Annotated in this window: 25 protein-coding genes and 1 tRNA gene; 1 reads left to right on the plus strand and 25 read right to left on the minus strand. The window is 60.6% G+C overall.

The genetic code is table 11. The features are described 5' to 3' along the window. Positions 1–38 precede the first annotated feature (38 nt). From nuoK to rpsO, 23 genes are all read right to left on the minus strand, one after another. Positions 39–347, minus strand: a complete 309-nt coding sequence (gene nuoK / locus JAB6_RS08005) for an NADH-quinone oxidoreductase subunit NuoK (protein ID WP_010399724.1) — start codon at positions 345–347, stop codon at positions 39–41. Then, positions 344–976, minus strand: a complete 633-nt coding sequence (locus JAB6_RS08010; RefSeq protein ID WP_034749981.1) for an NADH-quinone oxidoreductase subunit J — start codon at positions 974–976, stop codon at positions 344–346. Before JAB6_RS08010 ends, nuoK begins: the two co-directional genes overlap by 4 nt. Positions 977–1,041: 65 nt before the next feature. Next, positions 1,042–1,530: an NADH-quinone oxidoreductase subunit NuoI gene (gene nuoI, locus JAB6_RS08015; RefSeq protein WP_010399726.1), complete on the minus strand. Its 489-nt coding sequence runs from the start codon at positions 1,528–1,530 to the stop codon at positions 1,042–1,044. Positions 1,531–1,544: 14 nt separating this feature from the next. Continuing rightward, positions 1,545–2,627: an NADH-quinone oxidoreductase subunit NuoH gene (nuoH, locus tag JAB6_RS08020; RefSeq protein ID WP_034749983.1), complete on the minus strand. Its 1,083-nt coding sequence runs from the start codon at positions 2,625–2,627 to the stop codon at positions 1,545–1,547. Continuing rightward, positions 2,627–4,960, minus strand: a complete 2,334-nt coding sequence (gene nuoG / locus JAB6_RS08025; protein ID WP_070302190.1) for an NADH-quinone oxidoreductase subunit NuoG — start codon at positions 4,958–4,960, stop codon at positions 2,627–2,629. Before nuoG ends, nuoH begins: the two co-directional genes overlap by 1 nt. A 22-nt stretch (positions 4,961–4,982) precedes the next feature. Beyond that, positions 4,983–6,278 (minus strand): NADH-quinone oxidoreductase subunit NuoF, encoded by a 1,296-nt coding sequence (nuoF, locus tag JAB6_RS08030; protein ID WP_010399729.1) that lies wholly within the window; start codon positions 6,276–6,278, stop codon positions 4,983–4,985. After that, a complete protein-coding gene (nuoE, locus tag JAB6_RS08035; protein WP_034749989.1) occupies positions 6,275–6,754 on the minus strand; it encodes an NADH-quinone oxidoreductase subunit NuoE in 480 nt (159 codons plus the stop codon). The genes nuoF and nuoE overlap by 4 nt, the downstream gene beginning before the upstream one ends. Before the next feature lie 12 nt (positions 6,755–6,766). Next, on the minus strand, positions 6,767–8,020 hold the full coding sequence (locus JAB6_RS08040) for an NADH-quinone oxidoreductase subunit D (protein ID WP_034749992.1): 1,254 nt from the start codon (positions 8,018–8,020) through the stop codon (positions 6,767–6,769). Continuing rightward, positions 8,020–8,613 carry an NADH-quinone oxidoreductase subunit C gene (locus JAB6_RS08045; RefSeq protein WP_034749994.1) on the minus strand — a complete coding sequence of 198 codons (594 nt, stop codon included), beginning with the start codon at positions 8,611–8,613 and terminating at the stop codon, positions 8,020–8,022. The genes JAB6_RS08040 and JAB6_RS08045 overlap by 1 nt, the downstream gene beginning before the upstream one ends. A 17-nt stretch (positions 8,614–8,630) precedes the next feature. Further along, entirely contained in the window at positions 8,631–9,107 is a 477-nt protein-coding gene (locus tag JAB6_RS08050) for an NADH-quinone oxidoreductase subunit B family protein (RefSeq protein WP_010399733.1), read from the minus strand. Positions 9,108–9,110: 3 nt separating this feature from the next. Then, on the minus strand, positions 9,111–9,470 hold the full coding sequence (locus JAB6_RS08055; RefSeq protein ID WP_010399734.1) for an NADH-quinone oxidoreductase subunit A: 360 nt from the start codon (positions 9,468–9,470) through the stop codon (positions 9,111–9,113). 177 nt (positions 9,471–9,647) lie between these two features. Further along, positions 9,648–9,732, minus strand: a tRNA-Leu gene (locus JAB6_RS08060). A gap of 192 nt (positions 9,733–9,924) precedes the next feature. Further along, positions 9,925–10,329: a preprotein translocase subunit SecG gene (gene secG / locus JAB6_RS08065; protein ID WP_034749996.1), complete on the minus strand. Its 405-nt coding sequence runs from the start codon at positions 10,327–10,329 to the stop codon at positions 9,925–9,927. Positions 10,330–10,357: 28 nt separating this feature from the next. After that, positions 10,358–11,107: a triose-phosphate isomerase gene (gene tpiA, locus JAB6_RS08070; RefSeq protein ID WP_083292602.1), complete on the minus strand. Its 750-nt coding sequence runs from the start codon at positions 11,105–11,107 to the stop codon at positions 10,358–10,360. Between the two features lie 72 nt (positions 11,108–11,179). After that, positions 11,180–12,160 (minus strand): NAD(P)H-quinone oxidoreductase, encoded by a 981-nt coding sequence (locus JAB6_RS08075; protein ID WP_070302193.1) that lies wholly within the window; start codon positions 12,158–12,160, stop codon positions 11,180–11,182. 71 nt (positions 12,161–12,231) lie between these two features. Beyond that, a complete protein-coding gene (locus JAB6_RS08080; RefSeq protein WP_070302195.1) occupies positions 12,232–12,840 on the minus strand; it encodes a tetratricopeptide repeat protein in 609 nt (202 codons plus the stop codon). A gap of 64 nt (positions 12,841–12,904) precedes the next feature. Then, positions 12,905–13,666: a DUF2807 domain-containing protein gene (locus JAB6_RS08085; RefSeq protein WP_070302196.1), complete on the minus strand. Its 762-nt coding sequence runs from the start codon at positions 13,664–13,666 to the stop codon at positions 12,905–12,907. 108 nt (positions 13,667–13,774) lie between these two features. Further along, positions 13,775–13,984, minus strand: a complete 210-nt coding sequence (locus tag JAB6_RS08090; RefSeq protein WP_070302198.1) for a hypothetical protein — start codon at positions 13,982–13,984, stop codon at positions 13,775–13,777. A 153-nt stretch (positions 13,985–14,137) separates the two neighbouring features. Then, entirely contained in the window at positions 14,138–16,084 is a 1,947-nt protein-coding gene (locus JAB6_RS08095; RefSeq protein WP_070302200.1) for a methyl-accepting chemotaxis protein, read from the minus strand. Positions 16,085–16,204: 120 nt separating this feature from the next. Then, positions 16,205–16,501 (minus strand): hypothetical protein, encoded by a 297-nt coding sequence (locus JAB6_RS08100; protein WP_070302202.1) that lies wholly within the window; start codon positions 16,499–16,501, stop codon positions 16,205–16,207. 8 nt (positions 16,502–16,509) lie between these two features. Beyond that, the gene (locus JAB6_RS08105; RefSeq protein ID WP_070302204.1) at positions 16,510–17,202 is read right to left on the minus strand and encodes a hypothetical protein; all 693 of its coding nucleotides are present in this window, start codon (positions 17,200–17,202) and stop codon (positions 16,510–16,512) included. A 216-nt stretch (positions 17,203–17,418) separates the two neighbouring features. Next, a complete protein-coding gene (gene pnp / locus JAB6_RS08110) occupies positions 17,419–19,536 on the minus strand; it encodes a polyribonucleotide nucleotidyltransferase (RefSeq protein WP_034750019.1) in 2,118 nt (705 codons plus the stop codon). Positions 19,537–19,756: 220 nt separating this feature from the next. Beyond that, a complete protein-coding gene (rpsO, locus tag JAB6_RS08115) occupies positions 19,757–20,026 on the minus strand; it encodes a 30S ribosomal protein S15 (protein ID WP_010399743.1) in 270 nt (89 codons plus the stop codon). A gap of 185 nt (positions 20,027–20,211) precedes the next feature. On the opposite strand from rpsO, the gene bamE reads away from it, so the two are divergent. Beyond that, the gene (gene bamE, locus JAB6_RS08120) at positions 20,212–20,709 is read left to right on the plus strand and encodes an outer membrane protein assembly factor BamE (RefSeq protein WP_034750022.1); all 498 of its coding nucleotides are present in this window, start codon (positions 20,212–20,214) and stop codon (positions 20,707–20,709) included. Positions 20,710–20,720: 11 nt separating this feature from the next. On the opposite strand, the gene JAB6_RS08125 is transcribed toward bamE, so the two are convergent. Both JAB6_RS08125 and pssA read right to left on the minus strand, forming a co-directional pair. Next, entirely contained in the window at positions 20,721–22,265 is a 1,545-nt protein-coding gene (locus JAB6_RS08125; RefSeq protein WP_034750025.1) for a 2-isopropylmalate synthase, read from the minus strand. Positions 22,266–22,313: 48 nt separating this feature from the next. Further along, positions 22,314–23,165 (minus strand): CDP-diacylglycerol--serine O-phosphatidyltransferase, encoded by an 852-nt coding sequence (gene pssA / locus JAB6_RS08130; protein ID WP_070302207.1) that lies wholly within the window; start codon positions 23,163–23,165, stop codon positions 22,314–22,316. Positions 23,166–23,243 lie beyond the last annotated feature (78 nt).

Consider the following 23,243-nt stretch of genomic DNA (forward strand, 5'->3'; position numbering starts at 1 on the left):
TTAATCGTTATTATTCGAGAGATCGAGTCTGAAAAACATCAGCCTTTGAGGCTGTCCAGGTCTTCGACGTTGATGGTATCCAGATTACGGAACATCACCACCAGAATAGCCAGACCGATAGCCGACTCAGCGGCGGCAACCGTCAGGATGAAGAAAACGAAGATCTGACCGGCCGCGTCGCCCATGAAATGGGAGAACGCGATGAAATTCATATTCACCGCCAGCAGCATCAATTCGATTGCCATCAGCAATACGATGATGTTCTTGCGGTTCAGGAAAATACCGACGATCGAGATTGCGAACAGGATCGCGCCCAGGACCAGAAAATGTGTGAGCGATAATGTCATGGTGCCTCCTTAACTTCCGGCTCAGCCGCAGGACGCTCGACAACCGCGTCCATCTTGATGATCTTCAGGCGGTCGTTACGCTTGACGCGCACGGCATCGCCTGGAGCAAAGTGCTTGGTGTCCTTGCGTTTGCGCAGGGTCAGCGCGACTGCGGCAACGATGGCCACCAGCAGCACGACGGCGGCGATCTCGAAGGCGAACACATATTCCGTGTAGATCAGCAGGCCCAGTTCCTTGGTGCCGCCCAGGTTGACGTTGACCGGCGCGATGCTAGGCGCAAAGTTGCGGAAACCGTGCCACAGGACAGCGGCCATTTCCAGCACGATGATCACGCCCACCGTCACCGACAAAGGCAGGTAGCCCCAGAAGCCTTCGCGCATGCGGTCGATATTGATATCGAGCATCATGACGACGAAGAGGAACAGCACCATCACGGCGCCGACGTACACCAATACCAGCACGATGGCCAGGAATTCAGCTTGCAGCAGCATCCAGATGCCCGCTGCGGAAAAGAAGGACAGTACCAGGAACAGTACTGCGTGGACCGGATTACGGGCCGTGATGACGCGCGTCGCTGCCAGAATCAAGATCAGCGCGAAGGCGTAAAACAAAATTGTTTTAAAGTCCATAAAAAACCCAATAGACGTACAGATGAACGAGGGGCGCGCCGCAGCCAGTGGCTACGGCGCATCCATCAGCGATAAGGTGCGTCGGCGGCGCGCGCAGCGGCGATGTCATTTTCATAACGATCACCCACGGCCAGCAACATCTCTTTCGTGTAATACAAATCCCCGCGTTTCTCGCCGTGGTATTCCAGGATTTGCGTCTCGACGATCGAATCGACCGGGCAGGACTCTTCGCAGAAACCGCAGAAGATGCACTTGGTCAAGTCAATATCGTAACGCGTGGTGCGGCGCGAACCGTCGTCACGCTGTTCCGATTCGATCGTGATGGCCATCGCCGGGCAAACCGCTTCGCACAGTTTGCAGGCGATGCAACGTTCCTCGCCGTTCGGGTAGCGGCGCAGCGCGTGCAAGCCACGGAAACGCGGCGAGATCGGTGTCTTCTCTTCCGGGAATTGCACCGTAATCTTGCGCGAAAACATGTACTTGCCTGTCAACGCCATGCCCTTGATCAGCTCGCCTAACAAGAGGCTGCTGAAGAAATCTTTTACCTTATCCATTCGTATGCACTCTCTTACTTCCAAATATTCCAGGATGTCTGCATCCAGGCAGCGACGAAGACCAGGTAGACCAGCGTCAACGGGATAAACACTTTCCAGCCGAGGCGCATGATCTGGTCATAACGGTAGCGTGGGAAAGTACCGCGCACCCAGATGAACACCGACACGATGAAGAAGGTCTTGGCGAACAGCCAGAAGAAGCCGCCGAAACCACCCCAGAACTCGAGGAAGGCAAATGGTGCGGACCAGCCACCGAGGAACATGAGCGAAGTCAGCGCGCCGATCAGGATCATGTTGGCGTATTCGGCCAGCATGAACATGGCGTAGGCCATGCCCGAGTACTCGACCATGTGGCCGGCAACGATTTCCGACTCGCCTTCGACGACGTCGAACGGGTGACGGTTGGCTTCAGCCAGGCCCGACACCATGTAGATGACGAACATCGGCAGCAGCGGCAGCCAGTTCCACGACAGGAAGTTCACGCCCTTGTCGGCGAAGTAGCCGATCTGCTGGCCGCCAACGATGTCGATGAAGTTCAGGCTGCCCGAGACCATCAGCACGATGACCATCACGAAGCCCATCGGGATTTCATACGAAATCATCTGCGCCGACGCGCGCATGGCGCCCATGAACGAGTACTTCGAGTTCGAGGCCCAGCCGGCGATGATGATGCCGTAGACTTCCATCGAGGTAATCGCCAGCAGCATCAGCAAACCCGCGTTGACGTTGGCCAGCACGGCTTGCGGACCGAACGGCACGACCGACCAGGCGGCCAGGGCCGGCATGATGGTCATGATCGGACCGATCACGAACAGGCCCTTGGCGGCCTTGGACGGGATGATGATCTCTTTGAACAAGAGTTTCAGCGCATCGGCGATCGGCTGCAGCAAGCCCAGCGGACCCACGCGGTTCGGGCCGACGCGGATCTGGATCCAGCCGATCAGCTTGCGTTCCCACAAGGTCAGGTAGGCAACCAGGCCCATCAGCGGCAACAGCACGCACAGGATCTTGATCAGGGTCCAGAAGAACGGCCAAGAACCGCCCAGCAAATCCTGGCCACTGCTGTTGATGACGTTTACAAATTCAGGCAGAGCCATCAGATTTTCCCCTCTGCTGTTTCAACTGTGATGTCACCGAACATGCCGCCCAGGCCAGCCGTCGAGGCATGCGCCGCCGACACCTTGACCACATTGGCTGGCAGGCCGGCGTGAATTGCCGCCACCAGAATGGCGCTGCCGGAGCCTTGCGCCACTTTGACCTTGTCGCCCGCCTTGATGCCCAGCTTGCCAGCCAGTTCGGCGGACAGGTGTGCTTGCGGCGTGGCGCCATCGACCGTGCGTTGCAACGGTTCGGAGCGGCGTACCAGCGCGTCGGCGAAGTAGATCGGCACGTCGGCGATGCGTTGCAGCGCTGGCGAAGCCGGTGCGTACGTTGCCGCTTCCGGTGCGTTCTTGGCGATGTTGTTCAGCTGTGCCGACAGATCGGTCACGCCGGCGCCAAACGCTTCGTCGCGGATCGCTTCGGAAGTGTCGTAGTCGAAACCGGCCAGGCCCAGGATGTTGCCCAGGACGCGCAGCACTTTCCAGGCTGGACGGGTTTCCGCCAGCGGTTTGACGGTACCGTTGAAGCTTTGCGCGCGGCCTTCGCAGTTGACGAAGGTGCCCGAGGTTTCAGCGAACGGCGAGATCGGCAGCAAGACATCGGCGTAATCCATGCCGTGCTTGAAGGCGGACATGGCCACGACCATATCGGCGCCATCCAGGGCGGCGCGGGCCGCTTGTGGATTGGCGGCATCGAGTTCCGGCTCGGCGTGCAGCAGCACGTAGGCTTTTTTCGGTACGGCAAAGGCAGCTTGCACGTTGGCGCGCGGCTTGGCGACCAGGTGCGCGCCAACCGTGTTGGCCGCTTCCGTCAGGTAACCGAGCTTGGCGCCCGTCTGTTCGGCGATCCATTGCGCGGCAGCATGCAGTTGCGACGCTTGCGGGTGTTGCGTTGCCGCGTTACCCAGCAGCACGGCGCCATGGTCGCCAGCCATCAGGCTGGCGGCGATGGCCACAGCCACGTCCGAAGCGGCAACCGCTTCAAAACCAGCTGGCGCGGCGATTTCTTTGGCTTTCGCAACAGCGGCGACCACTTCCGACAAGGCCGCCAGCCAATCGTTTGGTGCGACGATCATCTTGTTGGCGATGGTGATCAATTGATCATCGTCGGAGGCGTGCAGGATCGACAGCTTGGCGCCGCCCTTGACGGACGCGCGCAAACGCGTGGCCAGCAATGGGTGGTCCTTGCGCAGGAACGAGCCGATGACGAAGGCGCGCTTGATCTGGCCAAATTCGCTGATCGGCATGCCCAGCCATGGCTTGACGCCGGCGTCGAGCGCGAAGTCGGTCTGGCGCAGGCGGAAGTCGACGTTCTCGGAACCGAGACCGTTGGCCACTTTTTGCAGCAGGACCAGCTCTTCGACCGTCGAATGCGGCGTTGCCAGCGCGGCGATGGCGTCGGCGCCATGCTCGTGCTTGATGTTTTTCAGGCCGTGCGCCACGTATTCCAGCGCGGTTTGCCAATCGACTTCCTTCCACTCGTTGCCTTGTTTCAGCATCGGGGAAGTCAGGCGTTCGGCGCTGTCCAGCGCTTCGTACGAGAAACGGTCCTTGTCCGAGATCCAGCACTCGTTGACGGCTTCGTTTTCCAGCGGCAATACGCGCTTGACCTTGCCAGCTTTCACTTGCACGATCAGGTTCGAACCGAGGCCGTCATGCGGGCTGACCGATTTGCGGCGCGACAGTTCCCACGTACGGGCGCTGTAGCGGAACGGCTTCGAGGTCAGTGCGCCAACCGGGCACAGGTCGATCATGTTGCCCGACAGTTCCGAGTCGACCGACTGGCCGACAAACGACACGATTTCCGAGTGTTCGCCGCGGCCGATCATGCCCAGCTCCATCACGCCGGCCACTTCCTGGCCAAAGCGTACGCAACGGGTGCACTGGATGCAGCGCGACATTTCCTGCATGGAGACCAGCGGACCGGCTTCCTTCGGCGTGACGACTCGCTTGTCTTCCTTGTAGCGCGATTCGCTCTTGCCGTAGCCCACTGCCAAGTCTTGCAACTGGCATTCGCCGCCCTGATCGCAGATAGGGCAATCGAGCGGGTGGTTAATCAGCAAGAATTCCATGACCGACTTTTGCGCCTGCACAGCTTTATCGCTGGCGGAGCGCACGATCATGCCGGCACTGACCGGGGTCGCACAAGCGGGCAAAGGCTTGGGGGCCTTTTCCACTTCGACCAGGCACATGCGGCAGTTCGCTGCGATCGACAATTTCTTGTGATAGCAGAAGTGCGGAATGTAGGTTCCCAATTTGTTGGCGGCGTCCATCACCATGCTACCAGCAGGGACTTCGACTTTTTTGCCGTCTATTTCGATTTCAACCATGGTGATCGTTACCTGACGCAGCTTAGATATATGCGGGCACTAAGCAATGCTTGTGCTCGATATGATATTCAAATTCTTCACGGAAATTCTTAATGAAGGCCCGTACCGGCATGGCAGCCGCATCGCCCAGCGCGCAAATCGTGCGGCCCTGGATGTTGTCGGCGATCGAGTTGAGCATGTCCAGGTCGTCTGGACGACCCTGCCCCTGCTCGATGCGGTGCACCATGCGGTACATCCAGCCTGTGCCTTCACGGCAAGGCGTACACTGGCCGCACGATTCTTCAAAGTAGAAGTAGGACAGGCGTTCCAGCGCCTTTACCATGCAGCGTGTTTCGTCCATCACGATGACGGCGCCCGAACCCAGCATCGAACCGGCTTTCGCGATCGAGTCGTAGTCCAGGTCGGTCTGCATCATGATGTCGCCGCGGATCACCGGAGCGGACGAACCGCCAGGGATTACGGCCTTGATCTTTTTGCCACCGCGCATGCCGCCTGCCAGTTCCAGCAGGGTCGCAAACGGGGTGCCGAGCGGCACTTCATAGTTGCCCGGTTTTTCCACGTCGCCCGAGATCGAGAAGATCTTCGAACCGCCGTTGTTCGGCTTGCCCATCGCCAGGTATTTCTCTGGACCGATATTCAGCACGAATGGCACGGCCGCGAAGGTTTCCGTGTTGTTGATCGTCGTCGGCTTGCCGTACAGGCCAAACGAGGCAGGGAAAGGCGGCTTGAAGCGCGGCTGGCCTTTCTTGCCTTCCAAGGACTCCAGCAGGGCCGTTTCTTCACCGCAGATGTAGGCGCCATAACCATGGTGCGCATGCAACTGGAACGAGAACTCGCTGCCCATGATCTTGTCGCCCAGGAAACCGGCGGCGCGCGCCTCTTCCAGCGCTTCTTCGAAACGCAGGTATTCCTGGAAGATCTCGCCGTGGATATAGTTGTAGCCCACGGTGATGCCCATCGCATAAGCGCCAATGGCCATGCCTTCGATCAGCGCATGGGGATTGTAACGAATGATGTCGCGGTCCTTGAAAGTGCCCGGTTCGCCTTCATCTGTATTACAGACGAGGTATTTCTGGCCCGGGAACTGGCGCGGCATGAAGCTCCACTTCAAGCCGGTAGGGAAACCCGCGCCGCCACGGCCGCGCAAGGACGACGCCTTGAGGTCGGCGATGATCTGTTCCGGCGTGATTTTCTCTTCCAGGATACGCCGCAGGGCCGAATAGCCGCCGCGGTTCACATAATCTTGCAAATGCCAGTTCTTGCCATCCAGATCCTTCAGGATCAATGGATCGATATGGCGGTTGTGGAGTGACGTCATTTCTTGAGTTCCTCCAGCATGGCGTCGATTTTCTCGTTCGACATCCAGCTGCACATGGTTTTATTACTGACCAGCAAGACAGGCGCATCGCCGCAAGCACCCATGCACTCGCCTTCAACCAGGGTGAACTGGCCGTCTGCGGTGGTTTCGCGGAAATCGATACCCAGTTTCTGCTTCAGGTAGTCTGCAGCGCGCACGCCGCCCGACAGCGCGCATGGCAGGTTGGTGCACACGGTGATCTTGTGCTTGCCCACGGGTTTCACGTTGTACATATTGTAGAACGTGGCCACTTCCTGCACGGCAATCGCCGGCATGCCGATGTAGTCGGCCAGTTCCTTCATGGTTTCCGGCGCCAGCCAGCCCAGTTCATCCTGGGCATGGGCCAGCGCGGCCATGACGGCCGACTGACGCTGGTCGGCCGGATACTTGGCCAGCTCGCGGTCAATTTTCTTATAGCATTGCTCTGATAACAACATACTTTTTGCCTCTTAGCGGTCAATACTGCCGAACACGATGTCTTGCGTCCCGATGATGGTCACGGCGTCGGCAAGCATGTGCCCACGCGCCATTTCGTCGAGCGACTGCAAGTGGGCGTAGTCTGGCGCGCGCAGTTTCATGCGGTACGGCTTGTTGGCGCCATCGGACACCAGATACACGCCGAACTCGCCCTTCGGGTGTTCCACGGCGCTGTAGGCCTCGCCTGGCGGCACGTGGAAACCTTCCGTAAACAGCTTGAAGTGGTGAATCAAGGATTCCATGTTGGTCTTCATGTCGACACGGCCCGGAGGCGCCACCTTGCGGTTGCTGGTCATGACAGGACCTTCATTGTTGCGCAGCCACTCCACGCATTGCTTGATGATGCGGTTCGACTGGCGCAGCTCTTCCACGCGGACCAGGTAGCGGTCGTAGCAATCGCCGTTGGTGCCGATAGGAATGTCGAAATCCATCAGGTCGTACACTTCGTACGGCTGTTTCTTGCGCAAGTCCCACTGCACGCCCGAGCCGCGCAGCATGGCGCCCGTAAAGCCCATGGCCAGCGCATCTTCCGGCGAGACGACGCCGATGCCGACCGTACGCTGTTTCCAGATACGGTTGTCGGTCAGCAGGGTTTCGTACTCGTCCACCGAGTTCGGGAAGCGGCGCGCGAAGTCTTCGATGAAGTCCAGCAGGGAACCCTGGCGGTTTTCGTTCAGCTTGCCGATCGCCTTGGCGTTGCGGATGATCGAGGCCTTGTGCTGCGGCATCGCGTCCGGCAGGTCGCGGTACACGCCGCCCGGACGGTAGTAGGCCGCGTGCATGCGCGCGCCCGACACTGCCTCATAGGCGTCGAACAAGTCTTCGCGGTCGCGGAAGCAATACAGGAACGGGCCCATGGCGCCAACGTCCAGCGCGTGGGTGCCGAGCCACATCAGGTGGTTCAGGATGCGCGTCATCTCGTCGAACATGACGCGGATGTATTGCGCGCGCAGCGGCACTTCCAGGCCCAGCATCTTTTCGATGGCCATCACGTACGCGTGTTCATTGCACATCATCGACACATAGTCGAGACGGTCCATGTACGGCACGGATTGCAGATAGGTCTTCTGTTCGGCCAGCTTTTCGGTGGCGCGGTGCAGCAGGCCGATATGCGGGTCGGCGCGCTGGATGACTTCGCCATCCATCTCCAGCACCAGGCGCAGCACACCGTGCGCGGCCGGATGCTGTGGCCCAAAGTTCAGGGTGTAGTTCTTAATCTCAGCCATTATTTCATCCCGTAATGTTCTTCGCGGATCACGCGCGGCACGTTTTCCCGCGGCTCGATCGTCACGGGCTGGTAAATCACGCGCTTTTGTTCCGGATCGTAACGCATCTCGACATAGCCGGAGACGGGGAAATCCTTGCGGAACGGATGGCCGATGAAACCGTAGTCGGTCAGCAGGCGGCGCAAGTCGTTGTGGCCTTCGAAGAGGATGCCCAGCAGGTCGAACGCTTCGCGCTCGTACCAGTTGACGGCACGCCAGATGTTCACCACGGAGGGCAGCAGCGGCATGTCGTCGTCCGGCGCGAACACGCGCACGCGCACGCGCCAGTTGTGCTTGACCGACAGCAAGTGCGAGACGGCCGCGAAACGCAGGCCATCCCAGCTACCGTCGCCATAGGTCGAGTAGTCGACGCCGCACAAGTCGAGCAGCTGCTCGAAATGCAGGGCCGGATCGTCGCGCAAGGTCTGCATCACGGCCAGGTAATCCTCGGCCTTGACGACCAGGGTGACTTCGCCCAGCGCAACCGTCGTGCTAACGCGATCGCCCAGGGCTGTGCCGAGGGCGTTTTGCAATACTTCTAAATGTGTTGTCATAATCTGAAGCGGCCCGGTTAGCGTGCGATCGTGCTGGTACGCTTGATCTTGTTCTGCAACTGCATGATGCCGTACAGCAAGGCTTCAGCGGTCGGAGGACAGCCAGGCACATACACGTCGACGGGCACGATGCGGTCGCAACCGCGCACCACGGAATAGGAGTAATGGTAGTACCCGCCACCATTGGCGCAGGAACCCATCGAGATGACCCAGCGTGGCTCTGCCATCTGGTCGTAGACCTTGCGCAGGGCCGGCGCCATCTTGTTGCACAGGGTGCCGGCAACGATCATGACGTCGGACTGACGCGGCGACGGACGAAACACGACGCCGAAACGGTCCATATCGTAGCGGGCTGCGCCCACATGCATCATTTCGACCGCACAGCAGGCCAGACCGAACGTCATCGGGAACATAGACCCGGTGCGCGCCCAGTTGATCAGCTTGTCGGCCGAGGTGGTGATGAAACCTTCGCTTAATACGCCTTCAATAGCCATGGCTTATTCCCAGTCAAGGGCACCTTTCTTCCAAATGTACCAAAATCCGACCACGAATTCAGCGATGAACACCATCATCGTGACGAAACCGGCCCAGCCCAGGTCGCGCATTGCAACGCCCCATGGGAAAAAGAATGCCGTTTCCAGATCGAACAAAATAAACAGGATTGCGACCAGATAGTAGCGCACATCAAATTTCATGCGCGCGTCTTCGAATGCTTCAAAGCCACATTCGTACGGGGAGAGTTTTGCTGCGTCAGGCTTGTTAGGACCTAACAGGCGCCCCAGGAGCTGGGGAGCGATACCGACACCAAGGCCGATAATAATAAACAGCAGGACGGGGAAGTAATTTTCGAGGTTCACGATTGATGAGCTTATATTGAACGATCGGTTAAATGAGGACGCTGCGATCATTTGCAGCGTATCTAACGCACGACCCCAATCAAAGCTAAGACCAGGATCGAACGACACATCCTCGTAAAAAAAGCCAGCAACTTTGTACGAGCCATGGCTCGTGCGCCGTTGCTGGCTTCTGATTTCTGGTGCCGACGACGAGACTCGAACTCGTACAGCTTTCGCCACTACCCCCTCAAGATAGCGTGTCTACCAATTTCACCACGTCGGCGGTAAGGCCCGTATTCTACTCTGCTTTGGCGCTAAAGTTAATGCACAAATGCATCAAAACACAGATAAAAACGATAAATTTTTACATCTTCCAGCGCGTCACGATTTTTTCCTGCCGCGCTGCTGAAACATTGAGCAATAATCTGCCCGTAATGAGAATTACTCTCGATGAGGTATCGAGCTCATACAAAAATTACTTTGGAATCGCGCCTGCCGGGGTGCTGGCAACCGGTGCCGCCGCCGCTGGAGCGCTGGCAGCCGGAGCTGCCGCAGGTACCGTCGTCGGGATCGCGCCCGCGCCGGTGACCGGCACTGGCTTGACGACTTTATCCATCACGCCGCCGCCGACCGTCGTGGCGCGCTGATTGGCCATCAGCGACAGGGCCAGGGTGGCGCCGAAGAAGATCGCGGCGGCGACGCCCGTCGATTTCGACATGAAGTTCGACGAACCCGTCGCACCGAACAGGCTGCCCGAGGCGCCCGAACCGAAGGCGGCGCCCATGTCGGCGCCCTTGCCGTGCTGCAACAACACCAGCGCGATAATCGACAATGCCGAAATAACCTGTACTACCACTACCAGATTGAACATCATGTTCATTGCAATTCCATTCTTAGTTTAAATTAATTCAATCAGCGGCGTGAATAATTGCCAGGAAATCCGCCGCCTTCAATGCTGCTCCACCGATCAGACCGCCATCGATATCCGGCATCGCCATCAATTCTTTGGCGTTCTCCGGCTTCATGCTGCCGCCGTACAGGATCTGCACGCCGGTCGCTGCTACCGCATTCTTTGCCGCCAGCTGGCCGCGCAATACCTGATGCACGTCCTGCGCCATTTGCGGCGTGGCTGTCTTGCCCGTGCCGATGGCCCAGACCGGCTCATAGGCCAGCACCAGTTTCGCCACGTCGTCGGCGGAAATCGCCGCCAGCACGGCACCCAGCTGCTGCGCCACGACCGTATCGGTCTGGCCCGCTTCGCGCTGCGCCAGGGTTTCGCCGATGCAGACGATAGGCGTGATGCCCGCCGCCAGCGCCGCAACCGTCTTGGCCGCCACCTGCGCATCGCTCTCGCCATGGTAGGCGCGGCGCTCGGAATGTCCGATCACCACATAGCCGCAGCCGAAATCCTGCAGCATGGCGGTCGAGATTTCTCCCGTGTAGGCGCCACTGGCATGCGCGGACACATCCTGCGCACCCCAGCCGAGAGCCGTGCCTGCCAATTGCGTCTGGCACTGCGCCAGATACGGCGCAGGCACACAGACGGCGCTGGCGGCGCCAGAGGCAGCCAGGCCAGCAACTATTTCAGACAATAACACCGCGTTCGAGGTGCGACTGCCGTTCATTTTCCAATTTCCGACGACGAGTTTGCGACGCATAGTAGCCTAAATTCTAATAACCCGTCATTCTAACTCCGGCACCGATGCCGGTCAAACAGGCAGTGCCCCGATTCAAACAACTTGCAACATGATCTTGCCCACGTGCGTGCTCGCTTCCATCAAGGCATGCGCCTCGTTGGCTTTTTCCAACGGGAAAGTTTTATAGATTACGGGATTGATCTTGCCCGCCTCGATCAGCGGCCAGACGGTCGTGCGCAGATGATTCGCGATGGCCGCCTTGAAGGCGACGGAACGGGGACGCAAGGTGGAACCCGTCACCGTCAGGCGACGGCGCAGCAAGGCGCCCAGGTCCAGTTCCGCCCTGGTGCCGCCCTGCACGGCGATCAGGCCAATGCGGCCATCGTCGGCCAGGCAATCGATTTCGCGCGGCAGGTAGTCGCCGCCGACCATATCGAGGATGACGTCGACGCCCTTGCCACCAGTCAGCTCCTTGACGACGGCGGCGAAATCTTCCGTCCGATAGTTAATGCCCCGTTCGGCGCCCAGCGCTTCGCAGGCGCGCGCCTTCTCGTCGCTGCCGGCCGTGGCGAACACGCGGTGACCCAGGGCGGCCGCCAATTGAATGGCCGTCACGCCGATGCCGGACGTGCCGCCCTGCACCAATAACGTTTCACCCTCAAGCAACGCGCAGCGGTCGAAGACATTGCTCCAGACGGTAAAGAAGTTTTCCGGCAGGGACGCGCCTTCCAGCGCAGTCAATCCCTTCGGCAAGGGCAGGCACTGGCCGGTGGGTGCGGCGCAGTATTCGGCATAGCCGCCGCCCTGCACCAGCGCGCAGACGAGGTCGCCCTTCTTGAATGCGGTATTGCTGAAATCGCCATCGACGACTTCACCGGCCACTTCCAGGCCAGGCAAATCCGATGCGCCCGCTGGCGGCGCATACTTGCCCAGGCGTTGCAGCACGTCGGGACGGTTGATGCCGGCCGCGTGCACCTTGATCAGCAGTTCGCCCGCTTTGAAGGCGGGAACGGGACACTCGACGATCTGCAAAACGTCGGCGGGACCTGGCTGGCTGATGGCAACTGCACGCATGGCGGGACTCTTTCAAGGGAAAACGGCGATTGTACGCCAAGCCGTTCACCCTTGCAGGCATGCCCCCTTCCCTATGTGCCGCCCGTCTTCGACTGGCGCGGCAGCGGCGTGCCAGGCTTCCATTTCGCCGACAGGGCCTGTCCTTCCTCGACTTGCTCATGCGTCATCTTGCGCACCACGGCGGCGCGCTGGTCGGCCGCATTCGCGTTGCCGTTCGCCGCCGCCAGGTTCCACAGCATGTAGGCGATGACGTTGTCCTGCTGCACGCCGCCCATGTGGTAGCGGTACATCAGACCCAGCACCTGTTGCGCCTCGGCGTGGTTCTGCTCGGCCGCCTTGCGGAACCAGCTGACGGCCTGCTTGTGGTCCTGCAGCACGGCGTTGCCCGTGTAATACATGGCGCCCACCACATACTGGGCGTCGGCCTTGCCCTGGTCGGCCGCCTTGCGGTGCCAGAACATGGCTTGCTTGTAATCCTGCGGCAAGCCGCGGCCCATGTAGTACATCAAGCCCAGCAAATGCTGGGCATCGGCGTTGCCGGTCTTGGCCAGTGGCAGGATTTCCTTGTAGGCCAGCGCGTAATTCTTGTTGTTGTAGGCACTGGCGCCTTCGACGAAGCCAGCCCGTGCGGGCAGCTGTATCGCCAACAGCATGAGTAATGTAATGATCAGTTTTTTCATCGGAATGGGATGTGGTCTGACTACTTATTCTTGTTCTGCCAATAAAGCCTGCGGCAGGATGCGTTTACTTCCAGCTGACTTTGCCCAGGCCCTCGACGCTGACATCGCGGTTGGCCGGCTTGCCGTACACCACCACCGAGCCGAGTCCGCTCAGGTTCAGCTTGGCATTCGTATGGGCATTCACCGTGGCATTGCCCAGGCCGCTCAATTCCAGATTGACGGCATCGACTTCGAACTGCTGCGCATTCAGGCTGCCCAGGCCGCCCAGGCTCGCTTTCAGGATACGTCCGCGTCCACCCAGTATCACGGAACCCGCACCCTGCAGGTCCAGCTCCGCGCGCTCATTGTTGCCTATCCATATCTGCATGCTGCCCACGCCGCCCAGGCTGGCATTGAGCTTGCGGTAGTCGCCCACCAGCTTGATGCTGCCCGCCCCTTCCAGCGACAGGGTCAGTTCCTCGCCCTTGAAGCCCGTGATGTCGGTGCTGCCAAATCCTTCCGAGCTCAGCTCGCGCAGGTTCGGCAGGACCAGGTCGGCGCGGATCGACGAGGGGCCGATCTTGAAGCCGCGCACCTCCGTTTCGATGTGCAGGGTATCGCCGCTTTGCGCCGTGCTGACATCGGCGATGTAGCGCTTGTCGGCCGTGATGCTTAGCGAAGCCACGTTGCCCTGGCGAATGCGCACTTCCATCACGCCATCGAGCTTGACGCGCACGACGCGGGCGTCGACGTTGCGCATTTCCAGCAAGCGGGTCTCGGCGGCCACGCCGCGCACCAGGCCCAATGTCGCCAGGAACAGCAGCGCCAATTGCAGAATCTTTTTCATGTAGTGCATCCTCGGTATCTTGTTTTTATGTGTCGCGGCGCCCGCGTGGGGCGCCTGCATTGCTCGCGCAGCACCACTGTAGCAGCGCCGAAAATGGCTGACAATCAATTATGCAAAACGGGCTTTTTCGGCAGCGCTCAGGCGCTTGGCCTTGACGACCACCACTTGCATGGCAGCCTTGTTCGCTGGCGCGGCCAGGGTGGCCGTGGAACTGGCCACTTGCAGGGCCGGAGCGGCCGGGGCGATGGCGTAGCAGCTGGCGCCGAACACGATAGCGGCGGCAACGGCAATGACTTCCATGTTTTTAGCGACGTTCATGTTGTTCTCCTCGGGTGTCTGGCAGTGGGCTTGCGGTATGGTGTCACTATAGCCATACCGCCCCCGGCAGACACGCCGATTGCGACGAACTGCATTTTTGGCAGGCTGGCCTGACAAAAACGCGGATGAACGTGCAGATCGCTAAGCGTCTTCTTAAAACTCTTCCCACTCGTCGGCGCCGGACTTGGCCGCCTTGACGGGTTTGACCGGCGCCAGCGCGCGGGCCGGCGCGCGCGGTGCAGCAGCGGCTGGCTTCGCCTTGAGGCGCGTCACGGGCGCGTGTGCCGCGGCAGGACCGGCATCGCCCAGGCGGAACATGCCGACGGCTTGCGCCAGGTCCACGGCCTGCTCCTGCAGGCTTTCCGCGGCGGCAGCCGCTTGCTCGACGAGGGCCGCGTTTTGCTGCGTCATGGTATCCATGTGCGTGACGGCCGTATTGATCTCGCCGATGCCGGCGCTCTGTTCGCGGCTGGCCACCGTGATCTCGCTCATGATGGTCGTCAATTGCTGCACCGAGGCCACCACCTGATCCATGGTCTGACCCGCCTCATCGACGAGGCGGCCGCCGGCATCGACCTTCTCCACCGAATCGCCGATCAATTCCTTGATTTCCTTCGCCGCACCGGCGGAGCGTTGCGCCAGGTTGCGCACTTCGGACGCCACCACGGCAAAGCCCCTGCCCTGCTCGCCCGCGCGCGCCGCCTCGACGGCCGCGTTCAGCGCCAGGATGTTCGTCTGGAAGGCGATACCGTCGATCACGCCGATGATGTCGACGATCTTGCGCGAGCTTTCCTGGATGCCAGCCATGGTGCCCACCACCTGCTGCACCACGCGGCCACCCTTGGCCGCCACTTCCGAGGCGGACACGGCCAACTGGTTGGCTGCATGCGCGTTTTCCGCATTCTGCTTGACGGTCGACGTCAGCTCATCCATCGAGCTGGCCGTCTCTTCCAGCGCGCCCGCCTGCGCTTCCGTACGCGAGGACAGGTCCGCATTGCCGGCGGCAATGTCGGCCGACTCGCTGCGCACCAGGGTGCTGATGCTGCGGATCTGCACCAGCACGGTGGCGATCTTTTCGACGAACAAGTTGAATGCCTTGGCGATCTGCGCCAGCTCGTCCGCGCCTTCCGCGTCGAGGCGGCTGGTCAGGTCGCCGTCGCCCGTGGCGATCGCTTCCATCGCATCGCGCACCAGACCCAGGCGGCGCAAGGCGCGCGCCACCAGTACGCTCAATACCGTGGCGGCCAGGGCCAGCACCAGCAAGGCCGTCAGGGCCGACGCGCGCAGCATGGAGCTCAGTGCCTGCGTCGCTTCTGCACGGTCGAGCACGGTAGCCAGCAGCCAGTCGCTTCCCGGCACTTTACTTACATGCAAGATACCGTTACGGTCACCCAGGCGAATGGCTGCGCCATTGCCGCTCTTTTCGATATCGGCCAGCGCCTGCGCGCTCAGGCCCGGGTCCAGCTCGGCCAGCGGTTTCAGAGTCAGTTTGCTATCCGGATGGGCGATGATCTTGCCGCCGCCATCGACGAGGAAGGCATAGCTGGACGCCGTCGGCTTGATCGAAGCGACGTTTTGCACTACCGCATCCATCATCACGTCGGCCGCCATCACGCCCGTCACGCTGCCCTTGCCGCCCAGCGGCTCGGCAAACGTCACCACCAGCTTGCCCGTGCTGGCGCCGATGTAGGGCGCGGTGATGATGGGGCCGCCCACTTCGGACGCCAGCTTGTACCAGGGGCGCGCCGTGGGATCGTAGTCGGCGGCGCGCTTGCGCTCCTGCGAAAAGACGGCGTGCTTGTCGGCAAAGCCGATGTACGCCATGTCGAAGGTGCCCGCCTGTTCGGCCGCCTTCAGGGCCAGCAGCGGATCGGCCGCCGTGGCGCCCTGCTTGAGCGAGCCCACGACGGCTTGCTTGGAACGCAGCCATTCGGCGATGGCTTGCGCATGGCTGTGCGACAACTGCAGCATCTGCGTGTCGAGCGCGGCCAGGGTGCTGGAACGCGTCGTGAAGAAATTGGCAATGGCGACAGCCAGCATGGCCAGCACGACGATGGAAACGGCGATGGCGATCAGCCGCGCCTTAAGGGAGGACAACATGGTGCATCCAATAAAAAAAGAGAAAATCGGGAGGGATGCACCATGGTCGGGGAATAAGATTTTGTCGTCAAGCAATACTGACAGTCAATTACCCATAAACAACAATTGATACCATATAGTTCATGTCTCGCCGCGCAGCTTGCGCAAGGCGGGCGAGTCGCCGCCCGTCGCCTCGATGCGGAAGCGGGCAAACGCCTGCTCCAGCTCAGGGTAGCAGCGCAAACTGCCTTCGTTAAAGTAGCGCCCGCCGGGGATATCGCCCCATGGCAGGGGTGCGCTCAAGCCCCCGTTCCCCGCCAGGGCCAGCAGCGGCTCGAGCGCGCTGCGCAGGTCGGCCACTTCCGTATCGGCGCCCGCCAGGCGGGCCAGCAACTGTTCCAGTTCGGTAGTACAGGCTTGCAGGCGCGACTGATCCATGTTCACTCCTAATTCTTGATGGTGCCCACCAGCACGGGCGCCGACCACAGCTTGCGATTGGGCAACAGGTATTGCAAGGCGCCACCCTTGCGCCGCACCAGGCCGCCCAGCTCTTCGGTCGGCGCCACCGAGCTGACAAACACCGTCACGGTCCCGTTAGGCGTGACCTCATACACATCATACAGCGGCGCTTCGCTCCTGAGCGGCAAGCCGAAGCAGTCTGCCAGCGAGTCACACTCGTCGCTGCCTTGCAACTGCCCGATAGTGGTGAAGTATGGCGAATAGCGCAAGACGCTCTGTCCGTGCGGCACTACCTTGTAGAGCGGAATATCGATCAGCCAGACGGTCGGCAACTTATTGCCGGACGCCAGCTGCTCAACGGCCCGCGCATAAATCGTCTCCGCCGGCGCGCCCGGATCGGCCGCGCGCAGCTGGGCCAGGAATTGCTGCCCGTCCTCACCCTCCAGCCAGCCGTCGATCACCGGGCGCTGCAGGCCGATGGTCTTGAAGGTGCTGAGGTCATTGATTTCGCGCGCATGCACGGCGCGCAAGGCGTCGAGGTCTTGCGCCGGCATGGCTGCGGATGCAGCGGCGATGGGGATGGGCAGCGGCACCGGCGTCGGTGCGTCGTCAGCCTGTGCCCAGGTGCAGGGCGAAACGGCAAGCAGAAAGGCGGCGGCCAGCCCGCGGAATGTGCGCATGCTGCATCTCCTTGGAAGACTCGTTCAGGGGAAGATTCCCTTTCCGAATCTACAAGGAGCGGCAGCGGCCGATACGCGCTGTATCAAGGCCGATGCACACGTCGACACACACTTTCGATGCAGCGCAAACGCGGCGCAAAAAAAAACCGCCAGGGCTTGCGCGCTGGCGGTTTTGATCATGCGGCCGAGGCCGCATTCAGGCGAACCTGAAGGAAATTAAGCGGCTGGCGCTTCGTTGCCTTCAGCAGCTTTCATCGACAGTTTCAGACGGCCGCGGTCGTCCGTTTCCAGAACTTTTACACGCACCAGCTGGCCTTCTTTCAGGTAGTCGGCCACGGCGTTGACGCGCTCGTTGGCGATCTGCGAGATGTGCAGCAAGCCGTCCTTGCCTGGCATGACTTGGACGATGGCGCCGAAGTCCAGCAGTTTCAGCACGGTGCCTTCGTAGGTCTTGCCCACTTCGACGGAAGCGGTCAGTTCTTCGATGCGGCGCTTGGCTTCCTGGCCGGCAGCAGCGTCGACGGAAGCGATGGTGACCACGCCTTCGTCGCTGATGTCGATCTGGGTGCCCGTCTCTTCGGTCAGCGCACGGATCACGGCGCCGCCCTTGCCGATCACGTCACGGATTTTTTCCGGGTTGATCTTGATGGTGATCAGACGCGGTGCGAAATCGGACAGTTCGGTTTTGACGTGCGGCATGGCTTTTTGCATTTCGCCCAGGATGTGCTCGCGGCCTTCCTTGGCTTGCGCCAGTGCCACTTGCATGATTTCCTTGGTGATGCCCATGATCTTGATGTCCATCTGCAGCGCCGTGATACCGTTGCGGGTACCGGCTACCTTGAAGTCCATGTCGCCCAGGTGATCTTCGTCGCCCAGGATGTCGGACAGCACGGCAAACTTGCCGCCTTCCTTGATCAGGCCCATGGCGATACCGGCCACGTGTTCTTTCATCGGCACGCCGGCGTCCATCAGTGCCAGGCAGCCGCCGCAGACGGAAGCCATCGACGAGGAACCGTTCGATTCCGTGATTTCCGATACCAGACGCACCGAGTAGCTGAACTCTTCAGCTGCTGGCAGGGCAGCGATCAGCGCGCGCTTGGCCAGGCGGCCGTGGCCGATTTCGCGGCGCTTAGGCGTACCGACACGGCCCGTTTCGCCGGTGGCGAACGGAGGCATGTTGTAATGCAGCATGAACGAATCGGTGAACTCGCCCATCAGCGCATCGATCTTCTGGCTGTCGCGGGCGGTGCCCAAAGTTGCCACGACCAGCGCTTGCGTTTCGCCGCGCGTGAACAGGGCCGAACCGTGGGTGCGTGGCAGCACGCTGGTGCGGATCGAGATCGGACGCACGGTGCGCGTGTCGCGGCCGTCGATGCGTGGCTCGCCGTCCAGGATTTGCGTACGCACGATTTTCGCTTCGATGTCGAACAGGATGTTGTTCACTTCAGCGCTGTCGATAGCCGCGCCGCCGTTGGCAGCCACTTCAGCCGACAGGTCGGCGATCACTTCCGACGTCGCTGCTTTCAGCTTGGCCGTACGCTCTTGCTTGTCCTTGGTTTGATACGCGTCATTGATCTTGGCATTGGCGAAATGCGCGACGCGGGCGATCAGTGCTTCGTTTTTCGGCGCAGGCGCCCATTCGACTTCCGGCTTGCCGCCGTCACGCACCAGGTCGTGAATCGCGTCGATGACGACTTTCATCTGGTCGTGGCCGAAGACCACGGCGCCCAGCATGATTTCTTCGGACAGCTGTTTCGCTTCCGATTCGACCATCAGCACGGCCGTTTCGGTACCGGCGACAACCAGGTCCATTTCCGACGTTTTCAGTTGCTGGACGGTCGGGTTCAGGATGTACTGGCCATTGGCGTAACCGACGCGCGCGGCGCCGATAGGACCGTTGAAAGGCACGCCCGATACGCACAGGGCAGCCGATGCGCCGATCATGGCGGCGATGTCCGGATCGATTTCAGGGTTGACCGACAACACGTGAATGATGACTTGCACTTCATTCAGGTAGCCTTCCGGGAACAGCGGACGGATAGGACGGTCGATCAGACGGGAGGTCAGTGTTTCTTTTTCGGAAGGACGGCCTTCGCGCTTGAAAAAACCGCCCGGGATTTTACCGGCAGCATAGGTTTTCTCGACATAATCAACCGTCAAAGGGAAGAAATCCTGGCCTGGCTTGGCATCTTTGCGTGCCACTACCGTTGCCAGAACGACGGTATCTTCGATCGACACCAGCACTGCGCCGGATGCCTGACGTGCGATTTCGCCGGTTTCCAGGGTCACTTGGTGTTGACCGTACTGGAAGGTTTTCGTAACTTTGTTAAACATGGGGTATCCCTTTTCTAATTGCCGACAGATTTTCAGGGGCTGTCGTTCACCTCACCACAGGCGGCGAAAACTTCGTTGCCGCCTTTACTACTTTACTTTTAAAACATGATATCGGTAGAGAATACTGTACTTCTCGACATAAATCCGGAATTCAAATGACAAAATGCCCGCGTCAGCGAACTGGCGCAGGCATTTCTGTATAAACCTTGTACGGCAAAAATTACTTGCGCAGACCAAGTTTAGCGATCAGGTCGCGATAACGGGTAGCGTCTTTAGCCTTCAGGTAGGACAACAGGCTCTTACGACGGTTGACCATCATGATCAGGCCGCGGCGGGAGTGGTGATCTTTCGAGTGGGCTTTGAAGTGGCCGTTCAGTTCGTTGATGCGAGCTGTCAGCAGTGCAACTTGCACTTCAGGGGAGCCGGTGTCGTTTTGACCACGTGCGTTGTCCGCGATGATAGCGGCTTTGTTGATGTTTTCTACTGTCATGATAAACCTTTCACATGCGGTGCACAGAGTCTGAACCCTATCCACCGTGAACTACGATTATTAAAATACTGGCCTATGCTTCCAACCAGACGCGCAAGTATATCGGAAAAATGCCCGCCTGTATCCTGCCGTGCGCGCTTTTCTCGGTGCATGATAGGGTTTTCCTGCATTTCAGGAGGTCAAACATGAAAAAACTGCTCAAATCAGCAACACCGCTGCTGTTTGCCGCGCTGGCCGGCTGCGCCAGCTGGAACGTCCCGCCGCCCCAGCCGGGCGAGCCGCGCGCCGCCGTGGAAGCGCGCCTGGGCCGGCCCACCAATATCTACCAGCTACCCACGGGTCCCGAACTCGAATACGCGACGGGACCGTACGGCCAGTACACGTATATGGCCCGTTTCGGCCCCGACGACAGGTTGATTTCCTACGAGCAAGTGCTCGACACGCCAGGCTTTGCCCGCATCAAGGTGGGCGTGTCGACTCAGCAAGACGTGCTGCACACCCTGGGCCGCCCGACGGAAACCTCGTATCTGTCGCTGCCGAAACTGCACGTCTGGTCCTACCGCTACAAGGAATCGGGCGTGTGGGATTCCATGATGCACGTGCACTTCGACCACGACGGCATCGTGCGCATGATGATGAACGGGCCAGATCCAGCCAAGGAAGAGCGGCGGTTTTTCTGGTAGTTAGCGCCCCCTCACGGTTGCGGGTCGATGCGCTCGTCTTTCGCATGCAGTTTGTTTAAGGCCGACAAATACGCCTTGGCCGACGCGACGATGATGTCCGGATCGGCGCCCACGCCATTGACGATGCGCCCATCGCGCGACAGGCGCATCGTGACTTCACCCTGCGACTGCGTGCCCGTGCTGATAGCATTGACGGAGAACAGGACCAGCTCGGCGCCGCTGGCGGCCGCGCTTTCGATGGCGTTGACGGTCGCGTCGACGGGGCCATCGCCCTGCCCTTCGCAGCTGCGCTGCTCACCGCCGACGAGAAACTCCACGCGCGCATGGGGCACGGAGCCCGTCGTCGACTGCTGCGTCAGCGCAACAAAACGGTAGTGCTCACTCTCCTGCGCCTGCTGCTCCTCGCTGACGAGGGCCATGATGTCTTCGTCGAAAATCTCGGATTTCCGGTCGGCCAGTTCCTTGAAGCGCAGGAAGGCCGCGTTGACTTCCGCTTCCGACTCCAGAGAAATGCCCAGCTCCTGCAGCCGCTGCTTGAAGGCATTGCGCCCCGACAGTTTGCCGAGCACGATCTTGTTGGCCGTCCAGCCCACGTCTTCGGCGCGCATGATTTCATACGTCTCGCGCGCCTTTAAAATGCCGTCCTGGTGGATGCCGGACGCGTGCGCAAAAGCGTTCGCGCCGACGACGGCCTTGTTCGGCTGCACGGCAAAGCCCGTGATCTGCGACACCATTTTGGACGCCGCCACGATTTGTGTCGTATCGATGCCCACCGTCAGGTTGTAATAGGCGGCGCGCGTGCGCAGCGCCATCACCACTTCTTCCAGCGCCGTATTGCCGGCCCGCTCGCCTAGGCCATTGACCGTGCACTCGATCTGCCGCGCGCCGCCTATCATGACGCCGGCCAGCGAGTTGGCCACAGCCAGGCCCAGGTCGTTATGGCAATGGACGGACCAGATGGCCTTGTCGGAGTTCGGTATGCGTTCGCGCAAGCGCTTGATGGTCGCGCCGAAGATTTCGGGCACAGCGTAGCCGACCGTGTCGGGAAAATTGATGGTGGTGGCGCCCTCGGCGATCACGCCCTCGAGCACACGGCAAAGGAAATCTTCGTCGGAGCGGCTGCCGTCTTCGGGGCTGAATTCGATGTCGTCAGTGAACTGGCGCGCAAAGCGCACGGCATTTTGCGCCTGCGTCAGCACTTGCTCTGGCGTCATGCGCAGCTTCATCTGCATGTGCAGGGGCGACGTGGCGATAAAGGTATGGATGCGCTTGCGCTCGGCTGGCGCCAGCGCCTCGGCGGCGCGGGCGATGTCGCGGTCGTTGGCACGCGACAGCGAGCAGATGGTGGACTCGCGCACGGCGCCGGCAATCGCCCGTATCGATTCGAAGTCGCCCTGCGAGGCGGCGGCGAAGCCCGCCTCGATCACGTCGACCTTCATGCGCTCGAGCTGCTTGGCGATGCGCAGCTTTTCCTCGCGCGTCATGGAGGCGCCCGGCGATTGCTCGCCGTCGCGCAGGGTGGTGTCAAAAATGATGAGTCGGTTGCTGGTGGTCATGGCTGCTCCTGGCTGTCTGAAGACTGGCGACGCTACCGACTCGCCGCATTAATGCTCGGGGTCGGTCTGGATGATGCTGACGGGCTTGCCCTTCGCCATGCGCCAGAAAAACACGGCGTAGCCGGACAGGCCATACACGACGAAAATCGGGAACAGCACCTTCGGCGGATCGATGGAAATGAGCGCGAAGAACAATGCCAGCAGGAATACCACGATAAAAGGCACGGACTTGCGGAAATTCACATCCTTGAAGCTGTAGAACGGCACGTTGGTGACCATGGTCAGGCCGGAAAACAGGGCGATCGTCCACGATACCCAGGCCAGCTGGTTGCCGGCAAATTCCAGGTCGTTCATCAGCAGGATGAAGCCGGCCACCATGGCCGCCGCCGCCGGGCTGGGCAAGCCCTGGAAGAAGCGCTTGTCGACCACGGCGATATTCGTGTTGAAGCGGGCCAGGCGCAAGGCGGCACCGGCGCAGTACACGAAGGCGGCCAGCCAGCCCAGTTTGCCCATGCCGCGCAGCGACCATTCGTAGATCACCAGCGCCGGCGCGGCGCCGAACGACACCATGTCGGACAGGCTGTCGTACTGGGCGCCGAATTCGCTCTGCGTATTTGTCAGGCGGGCGATGCGGCCGTCGAGGCCGTCGAGGATCATGGCGATGAAGATGGCCCAGGCCGCGTGCTCGAATTTCTGGTTCATGGCCATGACGATGGCGTAGAAGCCGCAAAACAGGGCTGCCGTCGTAAAGGCATTCGGCAACAGATAGATGCCGCGGCGGCGCAAGGTTTTCTTGCCAGTGCCATCGTTCACCGGCTGGCGCGCGAATTTGCTGAAGCGGGACGCTTTGGATACTGCGGGAGTGCCGTTCTTGCCTCTACGACGGGGGAAGTTTGCCATGTTGTTCCATATCTTGTGTACTGCGGGGGAATCGGTGCCAGATGGCAGGCGCATGACTGTCACGGCATGCGCCTGCCG

Source organism: Janthinobacterium sp. HH104 (genome assembly GCF_001758715.1).
Classification (GTDB): Bacteria; Pseudomonadota; Gammaproteobacteria; order Burkholderiales; family Burkholderiaceae_D; genus Janthinobacterium; species Janthinobacterium aestuarii.